The organism is Enterobacter sp. 241F3, assembly GCF_034106785.1.
Classification (GTDB): domain Bacteria; phylum Pseudomonadota; class Gammaproteobacteria; order Enterobacterales; family Enterobacteriaceae; genus Enterobacter; species Enterobacter vonholyi.
Map to the genome: position 1 here is coordinate 30,648 of NZ_JAWNDD010000007.1, position 17,853 is coordinate 48,500.

Sequence of the window (17,853 nt, forward strand, 5' to 3'; positions counted from 1 at the left end):
AGGTGTCAAGAAATATACAGCGATCTCAAATCACCAGTTCATTTGACTGGCGTGCGTCACAGTAAGATTGACGAAATCAGTATAGCCAACCACGTCAATTTTGGCTGAAATTTGACCAGAAAGACCCCGCGCATCCAGATCGTCCTTCAGCGCAGAGACTGTTATGGGGGCATTCGTGAGAATTTCAACGAAACGACTGCCTTCCAGTGCAGCAAGTACGCCATCCTGAATCAGCAGCAGGTCATCACCGTCGCGCAGCATACTCAGTAACGCGTCGATATCACATTGCCACGGTGAATGGCTCAGAGTATGGAGCATGTCAGCCTCAGAAAGTCAGAACGGTGTCGTAGTGGGAAAGGTGTTCGCGCAATGCAGCTGAAGACAGGACTGTCACATCCAGCACGAAAGGCGTCTTATCATCCAAACCGCGAGCGGCCAGCGAATCGGCGCAGACATAAAGGGTTTCGATGTCGTACAGCGGCAGCACTTTAAAGGTAGCGATGTAATCCCGCGCCAGAATGGCCTGAGGCTGTTGCCCAGCCAAAAGCTGAAACACCCCGTCCCCCAAAAAGAAGACGCCGATATCTTCGGTCAGCGCGGACGTTGCAAGTAACGCATCCAGCCCTTCGCGGCCAGAAGCGCTGCCGTGCGGCGCAGACTTAAAAACAAATGCCACGCGCTTCATCAGAATTGCACCACTCTGTCGCAGGTTAACGCCGCCTGTGCCAGCGCGCCCAGACCACTTAACGAAAAACCGGGCTGCAGGTTAGAACCCGATAAACCAAGACGCGCAGCTTCGGTTGCATCGGTTACGCCCCGGCGCAGTGCCGCCGCCACGCAGATGTGCAGTTCTACGCCCTGCTTTTCGTTTAATGCCTGCCATCCGCGCACCACATCAAACTCATCGTTCGCCGGCGACGTAAACTGGTTTGCGTTGTACACCCCTTCCCGATAGAAGAAGACGCTCGCCAGCTCATGTCCGGCCGCCAGCAGCGCATGCGCAAACTGTAGCGCGCTGCTGGCCTGCTGAGTCCCGTACGCCGGGCCTGTCACCATTAACGCAAAACGCATTACTTATCTTGTCCCAGGAAATCACCGCTTTTGAACTGGCGAATATAGAGGTAGACCGTGTGCTTGGAGATGTTCAGACGATCGGCCACCTGGTTGATGGCGTCTTTAATATCAAAAATCCCTTTCTCATAGAGATTGAGCACGATCTGGCGATTCTTGGCGTTGTTCGAGACGTTGCGATCGGCATTCACTTCTTCAATGGTGAACTCAAGCGTCTGTGTGACGAGATCTTCGACGGAAGAGGCAAAGTTAACAGAAGAGCCAACATCCGGCGTTTCTGGTGGAATAAAGGTGCTCATGATCTGCGAGAAAGGCACATCAAGGTTCATGTTGATGCACAGCAGCCCAATCACACGATGCTCGCGGTTTCGAATCGCGATAGTTTCTGATTTCATCAGCACGCCGCTTTTGGCACGGGTGAAATAGCATTTGGAGACGCTGCTGTCCGCGCCGGTCATGTCATGCAACATACGCAATGCAAGGTCGGTGATTGGCGAACCAATTTTACGGCCAGTATGCTCACCATTCGCAATGCGGATGGCGGAACACTTCAGATCTTGCAGGGAGTGCAATACGATTTCGCAGTGGGAGCCAATGAGCATCGCTAACCCGTCCACTACCGCTTCATAGGATTTCAGAATATCGAAGTCGGTCTGATCGAAAGGACGTTGATCCAGCAAATCAAGTTCACTGGTTTCGTTGGTTAAAAGCGACCTGGACATGAAAAAAACACTCCTTTTCAGGAGCCTGTCGTTAGGTTTTCAGGGCAGGCTCATTATCTACACGGACAACTAAATTAATACAGCGTGTACAGCGCTTTCCAGTGTTAATTATATCTGCCCCACAATAAAAAAACCGCCGCCTGAAAGGCGGCGGTTTTTATCACATTACTTCTTAGCGTCTGTCGCTGCTTTTTCTTCAGCAGGTGCGTCCGCTTTAGCATCCGCTTTCGGTGCCGGTTTGATGTCCAGCAGCTCTACGTCAAAGACCAGCGTAGAGTTGGCTGGGATTCCCGGAACGCCGGTTTTGCCATAGGCCAGATCCGGTGGGATGACCATCTTGATCTTGCCGCCTTTCTTGATGTTTTTCAGGCCTTCAGTCCAGCCAGGGATCACACCATCCAGACGGAAGGAGAGCGGCTCACCACGGGTGTAAGAGTTATCGAACTCTTTACCGTCGATCAGCGTACCTTTGTAGTTCACAACAACGGTGTCGCTGTCTTTAGGCGCATCGCCGGTGCCTTCTTTCTCAACTTTGTACACCAGGCCAGTAGAAGAGGTTTTCACACCCTTCTCTTTAGCAAAGGTATCGCGGTAGGCTTTGCCTTTCGCTTCGTTGTCTTTCGCGTCCGCGTCCATCTTGGTCTGCGCGGCACCCTTCACACGCGCTTCGAACGCCTGCAGAGTCTGTTCAATTTCCTGGTCAGACAGCTTGCTCTTATCTGCAAATGCGTCCTGAACGCCCGCGATCAGCTGAGCTTTATCCAGTTTGATGCCCAGCTTCTCTTGTTCTTTCAGAGAGTTTTCCATGTAACGACCCAGAGATGCGCCCAGTGCGTAGGCGGATTTCTGGTCGTCATTTTTGAACGCCGCTTTGCTGTCTGCAGTGGCAGCAGGCTTCGCAGCAGTATCAGCAGCGAATGACAGCGGCGCGTTCAGCGCAACAGCCATCGTCGTCGCCAGCAGCGTTACTTTAAACAGTGATTTCATCCATATCTCCAGGGCCTGGGGACTCTCACCCCAGCGTTAAACGTAAATGAGTGACGTACTATAAAACGTTGCGGAAGAAATCTACAGACAGACACTTCCAATTCTCGCCACTTTTCAGACTATTTTTGTTTAAATAAGTTTCCTGCCAAGGGGATGCAGACTGTACTTAAGGATAAACTCAGTTAAACTGCGCCGCCGCAGTGCCATTATGGTGAATCTGAAACAAACGAGGTGAATGATGAAGGATACAACGATAGAAGCGAGAATGGCTGAGCTGGAAAGCCGCCTGGCTTTTCAGGACATCACCATCGAAGAGCTAAACCAGACCGTGACCGCACATGAGCTCGAAATGGCGAAACTGCGGGATCATATGCGCCTGCTGACGGAAAAGCTGAAGGCTACGCAGCCGTCGAACATTGCCTCTCAGTCAGAAGAGACGCAACCTCCTCATTATTGAGGCGTAAAAAAAGCGGGATAATCCCGCTTTTTTATTTTCCGCATGACGGAATTAGTGGCAGCCGCAGCCGCCGTTACCGCAACCACCTTTACCGTGGCCGTGATCATGACCATGGTCGTGGCCGTGACCACCGCAGCAGCCATCGTGGCCGTGATCGTGGTCATGGTCGTGACCGTGCGCACCGTGAACGTGGCCATGAGCCAGTTCTTCTTCGGTCGCTTCACGGATCGCAACAACTTCTACGTTGAACTTCAGGTTCTGGCCAGCCAGCATGTGGTTGCCGTCAACCACGACGTGGTCATCTTCCACTTCGGTGATTTCAACTGGAACCGGGCCCTGGTCGGTTTCCGCCAGGAAGCGCATGCCAACCTGCAGTTCGTCAACGCCCATGAACACGTCTTTAGGAACGCGCTGAACCAGGTTGTCGTCATACTGACCATAAGCGTCGTTCGCGCCTACAGCAACGTCAAATTTGTCGCCAACTTCATGACCTTCCAGCGCGTTTTCCAGGCCGGAAATCAGGGAACCGTGACCATGCAGGTAGTCAAGCGGCGCACTCACCGGAGACTCATCAACCAACACACCGTCTTCTGTACGTACCTGATAGGCCAGGCTGACCACCAGGTCTTTTGCTACTTTCATGATATCTCCTGAGCGTGGGAAAATTGCTGGCGCAGATTGTAGCGGAAATCTGCACCCGTGTACCCTTAAGCTTAAAAAAACTCAGAGCATATCGCTAGTCTGGATGAAAAATGCCGATCACTTGCTCTTCTTTGCGAACGTGATCGCGCGCCTCTTTGTCGGCCTCACGCATCTGGTGACCGCACTTAACACACTCAACAACATCAATATTATTTTCCCGCCACATCGCCAGGGTATCTTGCGCCTGGCAGGTCGGGCATTTTGCACCCGCGATAAAGCGTTTACGTACAGCCATCTTTCGTTACCCTTTATTCAAATTCATCCCAGCCATCGAGCTGGCGTCTTTCCTGCTGCATCTCGCGCTGGAAGATCTCCTCCAGCTCGCGACGCGCTTCCCGCACGCGGGAGATCTGCGCCGTATCGGTATGTACCGGCATCAGCTCGCGCAGCATCCGCATATCCAGCCGGCGGAAGTGCATCTGGGCGCGCTGCGCCTGATGCGGATGCATGCCGAGCGAGATCAACGCCTTGCGCCCCAGCTCCAGCGCACTGGAGAATGTCTCACGGGAGAAGTGTTTCACACCCGCCTGCAATAATTCGTGAGCTTCAACACGTCCCCGCGCACGCGCCAGAATATGCAGATGCGGGAAATGCTGCTGACACAGATCCACCAGCTTCATCGTGTCTTCCGGGTCGTTACAGGTAATCACGATGGACTCTGCCGCTTCTGCCCCCGCCGAGCGCAGCAGCTCGAGCTGGGTCGCATCGCCGTAGTAAACCTTATAGCCATATTTGCGCATCAGGTTGACCGCGCTGATATCACGCTCCAGCACCGTAATGCGCATTTTGTTCGCCATCAGTAAACGCCCGATCACCTGTCCGAAGCGGCCAAAGCCCACCACGATAACCTGAGGCTTATCATCTTCCACCCACGGCGCTTCGTCTTCATCGTCTGACGGGTTCAGGCGGCGCGACAGGAGTTTATCCACCAGCTTCATCAGCAGCGGCGTGGTCATCATTGACAGCGTGACCGTCACCAGCAAAAGCGCCATCTGATCGTCTTTAAACAGCTTCTGGGAGGAGGCGGTAGAGAACAGCACAAACGCAAACTCACCTCCTTGGCTTAACACGCTGGCAAACTGCATGCGCTCCGAACTGCGCAAGCCGTAAATGCGCGCCAAGACGTACAGCACCAGCGTTTTCAACGCTACCAGGATGGCTACGCTCACCACAACCCACAGCAGATGGGTATAGAGCACGCCAAGGTTGAGCGCCATCCCCACCGAAATAAAGAACAGGCCTAACAGCAGCCCTTTGAAGGGATCGATGGCAATTTCCAGCTCGTGCCGATACTCGCTCTCCGCCAGCAGCACCCCGGCGATAAAGGTCCCGAGCGCCATCGACAGCCCCAGCGCATCCATAAACAACGCCGACCCCAGCACCAGCAGCAGCGTCGCGGCCGTAAAGACCTCGCGCACGCCCGACGCGGCAATAAAGCGGAACACCGGACGTAAAAGAAAACGTCCGTCAATCAGCATGCCCGCGAAGGCCAGCACCTTCATGGCAATTTTTGCCCAGTCGAAGTGATCGTCCCCGGAGCCCGCCAGCAGCGGCACCAGCGCCAGCGCCGGGATGACCGCCAAATCCTGGAACAGCAGCACCGAAAAACCCAGCTGGCCGGCTTCGTTGCGATTCATCCCCTTGTCACGCATCAGCTGCAGGGCCATCGCCGTTGACGACATCGCAAGACCTATCCCGCCGATCACCGCCGCCTGCCATGAAAAATTGGTCAGCATTAACAGGCCACCCAGGATCGCGGCGCTGAACATCACCTGCGCGGCGCCCACGCCAAAGATAGAACGTCGGAGTTGCCACAATTTCGAAGGATTCAGTTCCAGCCCGATGATGAACATCAGGAACACCACGCCCAGCTCGGAGAAATGAAGAATTTCATCCACATCGCTGATGAATCCCAGCCCCCAGGGGCCAATCGCGATCCCCGCCAGCAGATAACCCAACACCGCACCTATTCCAATACGTGCAGCAAGCGGCACAGCGACGACGGCCGCAAATAAAAACAGCACCCCGGCGAGGAGCAAATTCGATCCTTCCATTAACGACCTCCTGCCGGAATCGGTGACGCCAGCCATTCACCATAGGCTCTGGCATGGCTGGCCAGCTCTTTCGGATCCTGGCGTCGGGCCCAGTAGACAATAATCGGGCTCATCCAGTGCATACGGCACATTGCCGCCGTCAGCTCGAAAGGCCGCAGAATGTCGCTCATCGGATAACGGTTCAGCCCGTCGTGGCGGTAAGCGCTTTCGGGTTCACCGGTCGTAATCACGCTACGCCAGTACTTTCCCGCCAGCTGGTTGCCCCCCACCCCGCTGGAGAAGCCCCGGCTCAGCACGCGGTCCAGCCACTCTTTGAGCAGCGCCGGACAGCTGTAGGTATAAAGCGGATGCTGGAACACAATCACGTCATGCTGACGCAGCAGTTCCTGCTCGTAAGGGATATCAATAAAGAAATCAGGATAGTGCGCGTAGAGATCGTGCACCGTCACGTTACTGAGCTGTGTGGCCGGCTTAAGCAGCACCCGGTTTGCCACCGAGTCCTGAGATTCCGGATGGGCATACAGCAGCAGCACTTTTGCTGTCTGAGACATCATTCCCCTCCCGGTCTTGTTTCTGTTTTTGTGTATCGTTGTTGTTTTGGGCTACCATGGCGGCCCGGTGCGGAAAATGGCCCACACCTTACATTATCATAATGACAAATTAACATAGTCGGAACATACGGCGCTTCTATGATTGTTTTCTCCTCGTTACAAATTCGTCGCGGCGTGCGCGTCCTGCTGGATAACGCCACTGCTACCATCAACCCAGGCCAAAAAGTGGGTCTGGTCGGCAAAAACGGCTGTGGTAAATCCACCCTGCTGGCGCTGCTGAAAAACGAGATTAGCGCGGATGGCGGTAACTTTACCTTCCCGGGAAACTGGCAGCTCGCCTGGGTAAACCAGGAGACTCCGGCGCTGAGCGAACCGGCACTCGACTATGTTATCGACGGTGACCGTGAGTACCGTAAGCTCGAGGCGGAACTTAACGCCGCTAACGAGCGCAACGACGGCCACGCCATCGCCACCGTTCACGGCAAGCTGGACGCCATTGACGCGTGGACCATTCGCTCCCGAGCCTCCAGCCTGCTGCACGGCCTGGGCTTCAGCAACGAACAGCTCGAACGCCCGGTCAGCGACTTCTCCGGCGGCTGGCGTATGCGCCTCAACCTGGCGCAGGCGCTGATCTGCCGCTCTGACCTGCTGCTGCTTGATGAACCGACTAACCACCTCGATCTCGATGCGGTTATTTGGCTGGAGAAGTGGCTTAAGAGCTATCAGGGCACTCTGATTCTGATCTCCCACGACCGAGACTTCCTCGACCCGGTGGTGGATAAAATCATTCATATCGAACAGCAAACGATGTTCGAGTACACCGGCAACTACAGCTCCTTCGAGCGCCAGCGCGCGACGCGCCTTGCCCAGCAGCAGTCCATGTACGAAAGCCAGCAGCAGCGCGTGGCACACCTGCAGAGCTTCGTGGATCGCTTCAAGGCCAAAGCCTCAAAAGCGAAGCAGGCCCAGAGCCGCATCAAGATGCTGGAACGCATGGAGATGATCGCCCCGGCGCACGTCGACAACCCGTTCCATTTCAGCTTCCGCGCCCCGGAAAGCCTGCCGAACCCGCTGCTGAAGATGGAAAAAGTCAGCGCGGGCTATGCCGACCGCATTATTCTCGACTCCATCAAGCTCAACCTGGTGCCGGGTTCGCGCATTGGCCTGCTGGGGCGTAACGGCGCAGGTAAATCGACGCTGATCAAGCTGCTGGCGGGCGAGCTTAGCCCGGTCAGCGGTGAAATCGGCCTGGCGAAGGGCATCAAGCTTGGCTACTTCGCCCAGCATCAGCTGGAATTTTTACGCGCGGATGAATCCCCGATTCAGCACCTCGCGCGTCTGGCGCCGCAGGAGATGGAGCAGAAGCTGCGCGACTACCTCGGCGGCTTCGGCTTCCAGGGCGATAAGGTCACTGAAAACACCGAGCGCTTCTCCGGGGGCGAAAAAGCCCGTCTGGTGCTGGCGCTGATCGTCTGGCAGCGTCCGAACCTGCTGCTGCTCGATGAACCGACCAACCACCTGGATCTCGATATGCGTCAGGCGCTGACCGAAGCGTTGATTGAGTTCGAAGGCGCACTGGTTGTGGTTTCGCACGACCGTCACCTGATCCGCTCCACCACGGACGATCTCTACTTAGTGCACGATGGCAAAGTCGAACCGTTCGACGGCGATCTGGAAGACTACCAGCAGTGGCTGACGGACGTGCAGAAGCAGGAGAACCAGCCGGAGGAGTCGGCGAAAGACAACGCCAACAGCGCGCAGGCACGTAAAGACCAGAAACGCCGTGAAGCGGAGCTGCGCACCCAGACGCAGCCGCTGCGTAAAGAGATTGCCCTTCTCGAAAAAGAGATGGAAAAGCTCAACGCCACGCTTGCTACCGTTGAAGAGAAGCTCGGCGACAGCGGCCTGTATGACCAGAGCCGTAAAGCTGAACTGACGGACTGCCTGCAAACCCAGGCGAAGACCAAATCCAGCCTTGAAGAGTGTGAGATGGCGTGGCTCGACGCGCAGGAACAGCTGGAAGCGATGCTGCAGGCTGACTGACCTGTTTACCCCGTTTTAAGAACAGAATCCGTACCGGGTTCGGAAATCCAGCTTAAACGGGGTACAATTCGGAAAGTATCGTAAATTTCCGACAAGAATCAGCATCGCGCTTATGACCCAAATCATCCCATCAGACTTCGACATTGCGGTCGAAGACAGCACTGAGTTCGTGCCTATGCGCGGCGTGGCCAATCCCCATTTGCAGACCATGCTGCCGCGACTGATCCGCCGCAAGGTTCAGTTCACCCCGCACTGGCAACGGCTTGACCTGCCAGACGGTGATTTTCTGGATCTCGCCTGGAGCGAAGCGCCGGAACAGGCTCGCCATAAGCCGCGTCTGGTGGTCTTTCACGGCCTGGAAGGCAGCCTGCACAGCCCGTATGCCCATGGGCTAATTGAAGCGGCAAAAGCGCGCGGCTGGCTCGGCGTGGTGATGCATTTTCGCGGCTGTAGCGGCGAACCGAATCGTCAGAAACGCATTTATCACTCGGGTGAAACAGAAGACGGGACGTGGTTTTTACACTGGCTGCGGGAAAATTATGGCACCGTGCCAACGGCCGCCGTGGGCTACTCGCTGGGCGGCAATATGCTGGCCTGTCTGCTGGCCAAAGAGGGCGAAAGCGTGCCGCTGGAGGCCGCCGTCATTGTCTCCGCGCCGTTTATGCTCGAGCAGTGCAGCTACCATATGGATAAAGGCTTCTCCCGCGTCTACCAGCGTTACCTCCTCAACCTCCTGAAGGCCAACGCGGCACGTAAACTGAAGGCCTACCCGGATACCCTGCCGGTCAGCCTGCGCCAGCTGAAAAAGGTACGCCGTATTCGCGAGTTCGACGACCTGATCACCGCGAAAATTCACGGCTTCGCCGATGCGATTGACTATTATCGTCAGTGCAGCGCCATGCCGCTGCTCAGCAAGATCACGCAGCCAACGCTGATTATTCATGCCAAAGATGACCCGTTTATGGATCATCACTCGATCCCCGCGCAGGAATTCCTGCCCGACAACGTTCACTATCAGTTGACCGAGCACGGCGGCCACGTCGGGTTTATCGGCGGCACGCTGCGCCGCCCGAAAATGTGGCTTGAGGCGCGTATTCCTGACTGGCTAACCCCTTATCTGGACGGTGAAAAATGATTATTCCCTGGCAGGATCTGGCTCCCGAAACGCTCGATAATCTGATTGAAAGCTTTGTATTACGCGAAGGCACCGATTATGGTGAACAGGAACGCTCGCTTGAGCAAAAGGTCAACGATGTAAAGCGCCAGCTGAAAAGCGGCGACGTGGTGCTGGTGTGGTCAGAACTGCATGAGACGGTCAATATCATGCCCCGCAACGCGTTTCACGGCTGATCTTCCACCCTTTTCAGTCAGGGAGTTGCTATGTCTGCCAGACATCCGGTTATAGCCGTTACGGGGTCGAGTGGTGCGGGAACCACCACCACAAGCCTCGCATTTCGCAAGATTTTCGCCCAGCTGAATCTCCGTGCGGCGGAGGTCGAAGGCGACAGCTTTCACCGCTACACGCGCCCGGAAATGGACATGGCCATCCGTAAGGCGCGCGATCTGGGTAAACACATCAGCTACTTCGGCCCGGAGGCTAACGACTTCGGCCTGCTGGAACAAACCTTTATCGAGTATGGCCAGAGCGGCAAAGGGCAGTCCCGCAAGTATCTGCATACCTATGATGAAGCCGTTCCCTGGAATCAGGTGCCGGGAACCTTTACCCCATGGCAACCGCTGCCGGAACCCACTGACGTCCTGTTTTACGAAGGATTGCACGGCGGCGTGGTCACCCCGCAACACGACGTAGCGCGCCACGTGGACCTGCTGGTCGGTGTGGTCCCTATCGTGAACCTGGAGTGGATCCAGAAGCTGACGCGCGACATGAGCGAACGTGGCCATTCGCGAGAGGCGGTAATGGACTCGGTGGTACGCTCCATGGAAGATTACATCAACTTCCTGACGCCGCAGTTCTCCCGCACCCATATCAACTTCCAGCGCGTGCCGACGGTGGATACCTCCAACCCGTTTGCCGCCAAAAGTATCCCATCCCTGGATGAGAGCTTTGTGGTGATCCATTTCCGCAATCTCGAAGGCATAGATTACCCCTGGCTGCTGGCGATGCTGCAGGGCTCGTTTATTTCTCATATGAATACATTGGTCGTACCGGGCGGAAAAATGGGGCTGGCGATGGAGCTCATCATGACGCCGCTGGTGGAGCGGTTGATGGAAGGGAAACAGATTGCGTGACGTCTGTTGCCGGATGGCGCTTCGCTTATCCGGCTTACGTTCGTGCAGTTGTAGGCCCGGTAAGCGCAGCGCCACCGGGCTTTGTTTTTAAGCCTCGATCACTTCATACGAATGCGTGATTTTTACCGCTTTCTCCAGCATTAATGCCACAGAGCAGTACTTCTCCGCAGACAGATCCACCGCACGCGAGACCGCCGCGTCTTTCAGTTCTTTACCTGTGACCACAAAGTGCAGGTTAATATGGGTGAACAGACGTGGCGCCTCTTCACGACGTTCTGAGGTGAGTTTAACCTCACAATCCGTCACGTCATGACGACCTTTTTGCAGAATCGACACCACGTCAATGGCGCTGCATCCGCCTGCCGCCATCAGCACCATTTCCATTGGGCTTGGCGCTTTATCGCCGGAGTTACCGTCCATTAAAATCTGGTGCCCTGACGCGGACTCGCCCAGGAACGTTAAACCTTCAACCCATTTCACGCGCGCTTGCATATTCTTAAACTCCAACGTTGCATTTTTGGTGACAGATTACGCGTGCGTTACATTTCTCGCAATGGAAGGCGACCTGCATCATGCTGAAGCGAGACACCAGGAGACACGCGGCGAAAGCTATGCTAAAACACTCTGGATGCTACAGTAATACATTGACGTTACACATGTATGCAGAGGACATCAAACTTTACTGGCTGCGAAACGTTACGGTAGCCGACTTCCCAGGGTATGGGTAAGAATTCGATTGCAACCCCAGAGTCCGGATGCATCTGATGACTCTGGTGACAGCTTATAACAGAGGATAACAGCGCATGGTGCTTGGCAAACCGCAAACAGACCCGACTCTCGAATGGTTCTTGTCTCATTGCCACATTCATAAGTACCCATCTAAGAGCACGCTGATTCACCAGGGTGAAAAAGCGGAAACGTTGTATTACATCGTTAAAGGCTCGGTGGCAGTGCTGATCAAAGATGAAGAAGGGAAAGAGATGATCCTTTCTTATCTGAACCAGGGCGATTTCATCGGTGAACTGGGCCTGTTTGAAGAGGGCCAGGAACGTAGCGCCTGGGTTCGAGCAAAGACAGCATGTGAAGTGGCTGAAATTTCTTACAAGAAGTTCCGTCAGCTGATTCAGGTTAACCCTGACATCCTGATGCGTCTTTCTTCCCAGATGGCGCGCCGTCTGCAGGTCACGTCAGAGAAAGTGGGTAACCTCGCCTTCCTGGACGTTACCGGCCGTATCGCACAAACCCTGCTGAACCTGGCGAAACAGCCAGACGCCATGACCCACCCGGACGGCATGCAAATTAAAATTACCCGTCAGGAAATTGGTCAGATCGTCGGTTGCTCCCGTGAAACAGTGGGCCGTATCCTGAAAATGCTGGAAGATCAAAACCTGATCTCCGCCCACGGTAAAACCATCGTGGTCTACGGAACGCGTTAATTCCGCTTAAACGGCGTGCCATCGCAAGGTGTCACGCCGTTTTTGTCTCTACTCCCCATGTGGCGCAGGCTGATCTATCACCCGGAAGTTAACTACGCACTGCGACAAACGCTGGTGTTGTGTCTTCCCGTGGCCATAGGCCTGATCCTCGGACATCTTCAGCAGGGCCTGCTGTTTTCCCTCGTGCCCGCCTGCTGCAACATCGCCGGTCTGGACACGCCGCATAAGCGCTTTTTCAAACGCCTGATTATTGGTGGCTGCCTGTTTGCCGGCTGTAGCCTCGCCGTACAGCTGTTACTGGCTCGTGATATCCCGCTGCCGCTGATCCTGACCGTGCTGGCGATGACCCTCGGCGTCACGGCGGAAATCAGTTCGCTGCACGCCCGCCTGCTTCCCGCCTCGCTAATTGCGGCCATTTTCACGCTAAGTCTCGCCGGGAATATGCCGGTGTGGGAGCCGCTGCTGATCTACGCCCTGGGGACACTGTGGTACGGGCTGTTTAACTGGTTCTGGTTCTGGCTGTGGCGGGAACAGCCGCTGCGCGAATCCCTGAGCCTGCTCTATGTACAGCTTGCGGATTACTGCGAAGCCAAATACACCCTGCTCACCCAGCATACCGATCCGGAAAAATCCTTACCGCCGCTGCTTACGCGCCAGCAGAAGGTGGTGGATCTGATAAGCCAGTGCTATCAGCAGCTGCATATGCTCGCCGCCAACAAGAACCACGAGTACAAACGCCTGCTGCGCACCTTCCAGGTCGGGCTGGATCTACAGGAACATATCTCCGTGAGCCTGCACCACCCGCAGGAGGTACAAAAGCTGGTCGAGCGCAGCCATGCCGAAGCGGTGATCCGCTGGAACGCGCAGACCGTCTCCGCACGCCTGCGGGTGCTGGCCGATGATATTCTCTATCACCGCTACCCCACGCGCTTTAACATGGATAAACAGCTCGGCGCGCTGGAGAAAATCGCCCGCCAGCATCCGGATAACCCGGTCGGACAGTTTGCCGCCTGGCACTTCAGCCGCATCGCCCGGGTGTTGCGCACCCAGCGTCCGCTTTATCCGCGAGACCTGATGGCGGATAAGCAAAAACGGCTGCCGTTATTGCCCGCGCTCAAAAGCTATCTTTCTTTTAAATCGTCCGCCCTGCGCAACGCCGCAAGGATTAGCGTGATGCTCAGTACCGCCAGCCTGATGGGCATGGCGCTGCATCTGCCGAAGCCCTACTGGATCTTAATGACCGTGCTGTTTGTCACCCAGAACGGCTACGGTGCCACGCGGGTGCGTATTCTGCACCGGGCGGGCGGAACGATGGCCGGGCTGATCATTGCAGGAGTAACGCTGCACTTCCACGTGCCGGAAGGCTATACCCTGGCAGGGATGCTGGCGATCACGCTGGTGAGCTATCTAATTATCCGCAAAAACTACGGCTGGGCGATGGTGGGCTTTACGGTGACGGCGGTATATACCCTGCAGCTGCTTACGCTCAATGGCGAACAGTTTATTGTCGCCAGGCTGATTGATACTCTGATCGGCTGCCTGATTGCCTTTGGCGGCATGGTCTGGCTCTGGCCGCAGTGGCAGAGCGGGCTGCTGAGACAGAACGCCCACGACGCGCTGGAGGCCGACCAGCAGGCCATTCGCCTGATCCTGAGCGACGACCCGCAGCCGTCCCCGCTGGCCTATCAGCGCATGAAGGTCAACCAGGCGCACAACGCCCTGTTCAACTCGCTTAACCAGGCGATGCAGGAGCCGGGCTTTAATTCGCACTATCTGGCCGATATGAAGCTCTGGGTGACGCACAGCCAGTTTATCGTCGAGCACATTAACGCCATGACCACGCTGGCGCGCGAGCACACGATGCTGACGCCGGACCTGGCGCAGCGCTATCTGCAGTCATGTGAAATTGCGTTGCAGAGGTGTCAGCAGCGTCTGGAGTATGACGCGCCGGGCGAGTCGGGAGACTCAAACATTCTGGAAGCGCCGGAAACGTTGACCCACGGGCCAATGAGCACCCTGGAGCAGCACTTGCAGCGCGTTCTGGGGCATCTGAACACCATGCACACCATTTCGTCGGTGGCATGGCGTCAGCGTCCGCATCACGGCATTTGGTTAACGCGCCGGTTGAAACGAACCGAATATTAGCCTTTAACGATCTTCGCAACCGCCGCGGCAAAGCGGGTCAACCCGTCTTCAATATCCTTATCCTCCACCACCAGCGACGGCGCAAAGCGCATGACGTCCGGTCCGGCGTTGAGCACCATCACCCCTTCGCGAGCGGCGGCGTGCAGGAAGTCGCGAGCGCGGCCCTTGTACTGCGGCTTAAGCTCGGCGCCAATCAGCAGCCCCATCCCGCGGATCTCGCTGAACACGTCGTACTGATCATCAATCTTTTTCAGGTGTTTCACAAACAGCTCGCGCTTCGCGCTAACGCCGTTCAACACCTCTGGCGTGTTGATGATGTCGAATGCGGCACCCGCCACGGCGCTCGCCAGCGGGTTACCGCCGTAGGTGGAGCCGTGAGAACCGACGTGGAACGCAGAGGCGATCTCCTGTGTCGTCAGTACCGCACTCACCGGGAAACCACCGCCAAGCGCTTTGGCGCTGGTCAGAATATCCGGCGTCACGCCGTAGTGCATATAAGCGAACAGATCGCCGGTACGCCCCATCCCGCACTGCACTTCATCAAAGACCAGCAGCGCCTGATGCTCGTCGCACAGCGCGCGCAGCCCTTTCAGGAATTCCGGGGTTGCTGCGGTCACACCGCCTTCACCCTGGATCGGTTCGACAACAACTGCGCAGGTGTGGTCGTCCATTACCGCTTTCACCGCGTGCAGATCGTTAAACGGCACGTGGACGATATCGGCCGGTTTTGGGCCAAACCCGTCGGAATACTTCGGCTGCCCGCCAACGGAGACGGTAAAGAAGGAGCGTCCGTGGAAGGCGTTGTGGAAGGCGATGATTTTGGTTTTGTACGGGCTGTGGCGCGTTGTCGCGTAGTAGCGCGCCAGCTTAAAGGCAGTTTCGTTGGCTTCAGTGCCGGAGTTCATAAACAGCACGCGTTCCGCGAAGGTAGCATCAATGATCTTGCGGCCCAGGCGCAGCGCCGGTTCGTTGGTGAACACGTTGCTGGTGTGCCACAGGGTTTCGCCCTGGGTTTTCAGCGCCTCCACCAGCGCGGGATGGCAATGACCCAGCGCCGTGACCGCAATACCACCCGCGAAATCCACATACTCTTTACCCTGCTGATCCCAGACGCGGCTGCCTTTTCCCTTCACCGGGATAAATTCAGCCGGTGCATAAATCGGCAGGATCACTTCATCAAATGTCGCGCGGGTAATTGCTGGTTGTTCAGTTGCCATGTCATGACCATCCATTTTATGTCACAGTGAATGTGAAAATATAATCACAAAATATGCATAAAAAATCACAGCAAGGCAACAGATTTTCAGCGATTGAGGAAATTTGCCAGCAGCGCGTGCCCCTGCTCGCTGAGGATACTTTCCGGGTGGAACTGCACGCCTTCGAGATCCCATTCGCGGTGGCGAATCCCCATGATCTCCTGCGTATCGCTCCGGGCGGTCACCTCAAAACAGTCGGGCAGCGTCGACGGGTCAATGACCAGGGAATGGTAGCGCGTCACGATTAAAGGATTATTGAGCCCCGTGAACACCCCGGTGCCGGCGTGGGTGACCGGAGAGGTTTTACCGTGCATCACTTTCGCGGCGCGCACGATGGTGGCACCAAACGCCTGGGCAATTGCCTGATGGCCCAGGCAGACGCCCAGGATTGGCAGCTTGCCGGCATAGTGCTGGATAACCTCCAGCGAAATACCCGATTCCGACGGGGTGCAGGGGCCGGGTGAAATCACTATTTTCTGCGGCGCCAGCGTCTCGATATCGGCGAGAGCGATCTCGTCGTTACGGCGGACAACCACCTCTGCACCCAGTTCACAAAAATACTGGTAAAGGTTCCAGGTGAAGGAATCGTAGTTATCAATCAGCAGAATCATGGCGGCTCCCGAAAAAAATGCCGCCCTATTCTACTCAGATTCCCGCGCTTCGCTCACTACTTTGGCAAAGATAGCGTTTAACGCGGTTAAATCTCCCGTTGCGCCACTTCGGTTAGCCGCAACCCACTGCTCGGGGTCGATATCGCGCCAGTCCAGCGAGTAGCCCGCGTGGAGCGCCAGCTGCTCGAAGAAAACGCGTTGGGCAATGCCGTTGCCGCCCATAAACGGATGCAGCATGTTGATTTCGCAGTAGTAGTGGCTAACTCTGTCAACAAACGCCGCTTTCTCAAGACCCACAAGATATTTTTCGCTTTCCAGCGCCGCCATCAGCTCGTTCCCCATCTTTTCGATGTACTCAAAATGGCAGAAGGGAATGTCACCTTTAAAAATATCCTCGGTACGGAGCTCACCTGCCCGCTTCATCTCACTGCGGTACAAATGACGATGAATAAGGCACAGATGGGGTAACCCGGGCGCGGAAGGCCCAAGCTCCAGCGTCTCAATATGGGGTTCTGAGGGACCATTACCTTTTTCAAGGAGACAACTGGCCTGTAAATTGACGTTACGCTGCTGTTCCCAGAGACGGGATTTTTGCTTGTCGGTGAGTTTTTTCACTTAACGCCTCCCTGAATAGTCCGTTTGCCACAAGTATAAGCAGCAAAACGCGCTTTCGCAGGGAGGGCTACATAACGCGGGCCGGAGAAGCCCGCGCTCAGAAGAGTTACGGCAGAACTTTGGCGGAGAGGATAACCACTGGTTTTGACGGGACATTCTGATACGGACCGACGTCGTGAGTAGGCACCTGAGAAATCTTGTCAGCCACGTCCATCCCTTTCACGATTTTACCAAAGACCGCATAGCCAAAGTCGCGCTGACCGTGGTCGAGGAAGGCGTTATCCGCTACGTTGAGGAAGAACTGGCTGGTCGCGCTGTCTTTGTCCGCGGTACGCGCCATTGAGATGGTACCGCGCTTGTTCAGCAGGCCGTTGTCCGCTTCGTTTTTAATAGGCGGGTTTGGCTGTTTCTGCTGCATTTGCTCGTTGAAACCGCCCCCCTGAATCATGAAGCCTGGGATCACGCGGTGGAAAGTGGTGTTGTTGTAGAAACCGCTGTTCACATAGTCGAGGAAGTTTTTCACGGAAACAGGGGCTTTCTGGCTATTCAGTTCCAGCTCAATATTCCCGGCGGAGGTGGTCAGCAGAACGTGAGGGTCCCCTTTTGCTGCCAGCGCAGCAGGGGAAACGGCAGAAAGAGCAAACACAGCTGCGACAGCCGCCAGTGTTGATTTGAGCATGAGAATTCCTTAACAAAGCGCAGTATAAAAAGCGAATGGCTTGATTCTAAAGAGCAGTATGAACGGAGACCAGCCTTTTACCTAATTTTACGAAGTTGAAACAATTATTACTACGCAAACGATTGGTTACGCCGCCAATTAATGTGATTTAGATCACATTAAAACCTGCAATGACACATTCATTGCCCTTAAAAGATAGGAATAGATCACTTTAACGACTAAAATCTGCCCGCTCTCAGCGCCCCTGGGCGCTTTTCTTTTTCTGAACAGGCCA

General features: G+C 55.7%; 21 protein-coding genes. 7 read left to right on the plus strand and 14 right to left on the minus strand.

The features are described from left to right. Positions 1-30 precede the first annotated feature (30 nt). The 5 genes from tusB to fkpA all read right to left on the minus strand — a co-directional run bounded on the left by tusB (position 31) and on the right by fkpA (position 2,780). On the minus strand, positions 31-318 hold the full coding sequence (tusB, locus tag UR504_RS17360) for a sulfurtransferase complex subunit TusB (RefSeq protein WP_045909310.1): 288 nt from the start codon (positions 316-318) through the stop codon (positions 31-33). Positions 319-325: 7 nt separating this feature from the next. Then, the gene (gene tusC / locus UR504_RS17365; protein ID WP_111963791.1) at positions 326-685 is read right to left on the minus strand and encodes a sulfurtransferase complex subunit TusC; all 360 of its coding nucleotides are present in this window, start codon (positions 683-685) and stop codon (positions 326-328) included. Further along, positions 685-1,071, minus strand: coding sequence for a sulfurtransferase complex subunit TusD (tusD, locus tag UR504_RS17370; protein WP_115876878.1), 387 nt, complete (start codon positions 1,069-1,071; stop codon positions 685-687). Before tusD ends, tusC begins: the two co-directional genes overlap by 1 nt. Further along, positions 1,071-1,793, minus strand: a complete 723-nt coding sequence (locus UR504_RS17375; RefSeq protein WP_003861697.1) for a transcriptional regulator — start codon at positions 1,791-1,793, stop codon at positions 1,071-1,073. Before UR504_RS17375 ends, tusD begins: the two co-directional genes overlap by 1 nt. 165 nt (positions 1,794-1,958) lie before the next feature. Continuing rightward, complete coding sequence (fkpA, locus tag UR504_RS17380; RefSeq protein ID WP_111963789.1) at positions 1,959-2,780, minus strand: FKBP-type peptidyl-prolyl cis-trans isomerase; 822 nt, start codon at positions 2,778-2,780, stop codon at positions 1,959-1,961. 238 nt (positions 2,781-3,018) lie between these two features. Between fkpA and UR504_RS17385 the strand changes: the two genes are divergently transcribed. Further along, on the plus strand, positions 3,019-3,237 hold the full coding sequence (locus UR504_RS17385) for a protein SlyX (protein ID WP_302237818.1): 219 nt from the start codon (positions 3,019-3,021) through the stop codon (positions 3,235-3,237). Positions 3,238-3,288: 51 nt separating this feature from the next. Here UR504_RS17385 and slyD read toward each other — a convergent pair whose 3' ends face one another. The 4 genes from slyD to kefG form a co-directional block, all read right to left on the minus strand. Continuing rightward, the gene (gene slyD, locus UR504_RS17390) at positions 3,289-3,879 is read right to left on the minus strand and encodes a peptidylprolyl isomerase (protein ID WP_008503010.1); all 591 of its coding nucleotides are present in this window, start codon (positions 3,877-3,879) and stop codon (positions 3,289-3,291) included. Positions 3,880-3,973: 94 nt separating this feature from the next. Continuing rightward, positions 3,974-4,174 carry a YheV family putative zinc ribbon protein gene (locus UR504_RS17395; protein ID WP_010436300.1) on the minus strand — a complete coding sequence of 67 codons (201 nt, stop codon included), beginning with the start codon at positions 4,172-4,174 and terminating at the stop codon, positions 3,974-3,976. Positions 4,175-4,187: 13 nt separating this feature from the next. Beyond that, positions 4,188-5,993, minus strand: a complete 1,806-nt coding sequence (gene kefB, locus UR504_RS17400) for a glutathione-regulated potassium-efflux system protein KefB (protein ID WP_320739956.1) — start codon at positions 5,991-5,993, stop codon at positions 4,188-4,190. Continuing rightward, positions 5,993-6,547: a glutathione-regulated potassium-efflux system ancillary protein KefG gene (gene kefG, locus UR504_RS17405; RefSeq protein WP_021242220.1), complete on the minus strand. Its 555-nt coding sequence runs from the start codon at positions 6,545-6,547 to the stop codon at positions 5,993-5,995. Before kefG ends, kefB begins: the two co-directional genes overlap by 1 nt. 135 nt (positions 6,548-6,682) lie before the next feature. Between kefG and UR504_RS17410 the strand changes: the two genes are divergently transcribed. From UR504_RS17410 to UR504_RS17425, 4 genes are all read left to right on the plus strand, one after another. After that, positions 6,683-8,587 carry an ABC transporter ATP-binding protein gene (locus tag UR504_RS17410; protein ID WP_302237771.1) on the plus strand — a complete coding sequence of 635 codons (1,905 nt, stop codon included), beginning with the start codon at positions 6,683-6,685 and terminating at the stop codon, positions 8,585-8,587. A gap of 112 nt (positions 8,588-8,699) precedes the next feature. Beyond that, positions 8,700-9,722, plus strand: a complete 1,023-nt coding sequence (locus UR504_RS17415) for a hydrolase (RefSeq protein ID WP_302237769.1) — start codon at positions 8,700-8,702, stop codon at positions 9,720-9,722. Then, positions 9,719-9,937 (plus strand): YheU family protein, encoded by a 219-nt coding sequence (locus tag UR504_RS17420; RefSeq protein WP_008503016.1) that lies wholly within the window; start codon positions 9,719-9,721, stop codon positions 9,935-9,937. The genes UR504_RS17415 and UR504_RS17420 overlap by 4 nt, the downstream gene beginning before the upstream one ends. 30 nt (positions 9,938-9,967) lie before the next feature. Then, positions 9,968-10,837 carry a phosphoribulokinase gene (locus UR504_RS17425; RefSeq protein WP_008503017.1) on the plus strand — a complete coding sequence of 290 codons (870 nt, stop codon included), beginning with the start codon at positions 9,968-9,970 and terminating at the stop codon, positions 10,835-10,837. Positions 10,838-10,924: 87 nt separating this feature from the next. On the opposite strand, the gene UR504_RS17430 is transcribed toward UR504_RS17425, so the two are convergent. Continuing rightward, positions 10,925-11,329, minus strand: a complete 405-nt coding sequence (locus UR504_RS17430; protein ID WP_008503018.1) for an OsmC family protein — start codon at positions 11,327-11,329, stop codon at positions 10,925-10,927. Between the two features lie 311 nt (positions 11,330-11,640). On the opposite strand from UR504_RS17430, the gene crp reads away from it, so the two are divergent. Then, positions 11,641-12,273, plus strand: coding sequence for a cAMP-activated global transcriptional regulator CRP (gene crp, locus UR504_RS17435; RefSeq protein WP_000242758.1), 633 nt, complete (start codon positions 11,641-11,643; stop codon positions 12,271-12,273). A gap of 57 nt (positions 12,274-12,330) precedes the next feature. After that, on the plus strand, positions 12,331-14,418 hold the full coding sequence (locus UR504_RS17440) for a YccS/YhfK family putative transporter (protein ID WP_302237816.1): 2,088 nt from the start codon (positions 12,331-12,333) through the stop codon (positions 14,416-14,418). Here the strand turns inward: UR504_RS17440 and argD are convergent. The 4 genes from argD to ppiA form a co-directional block, all read right to left on the minus strand. Continuing rightward, positions 14,415-15,635: a bifunctional acetylornithine/succinyldiaminopimelate transaminase gene (gene argD, locus UR504_RS17445; protein ID WP_181899775.1), complete on the minus strand. Its 1,221-nt coding sequence runs from the start codon at positions 15,633-15,635 to the stop codon at positions 14,415-14,417. The genes UR504_RS17440 and argD overlap by 4 nt on opposite strands. 86 nt (positions 15,636-15,721) lie before the next feature. Continuing rightward, complete coding sequence (gene pabA, locus UR504_RS17450) at positions 15,722-16,285, minus strand: aminodeoxychorismate synthase component 2 (RefSeq protein WP_127732460.1); 564 nt, start codon at positions 16,283-16,285, stop codon at positions 15,722-15,724. Between the two features lie 30 nt (positions 16,286-16,315). Next, entirely contained in the window at positions 16,316-16,900 is a 585-nt protein-coding gene (locus UR504_RS17455) for a putative adenosine monophosphate-protein transferase Fic (protein WP_115876871.1), read from the minus strand. A gap of 106 nt (positions 16,901-17,006) precedes the next feature. Further along, positions 17,007-17,579, minus strand: a complete 573-nt coding sequence (gene ppiA / locus UR504_RS17460) for a peptidylprolyl isomerase A (RefSeq protein ID WP_014885514.1) — start codon at positions 17,577-17,579, stop codon at positions 17,007-17,009. Between the last annotated feature and the right edge of the window lie 274 nt (positions 17,580-17,853).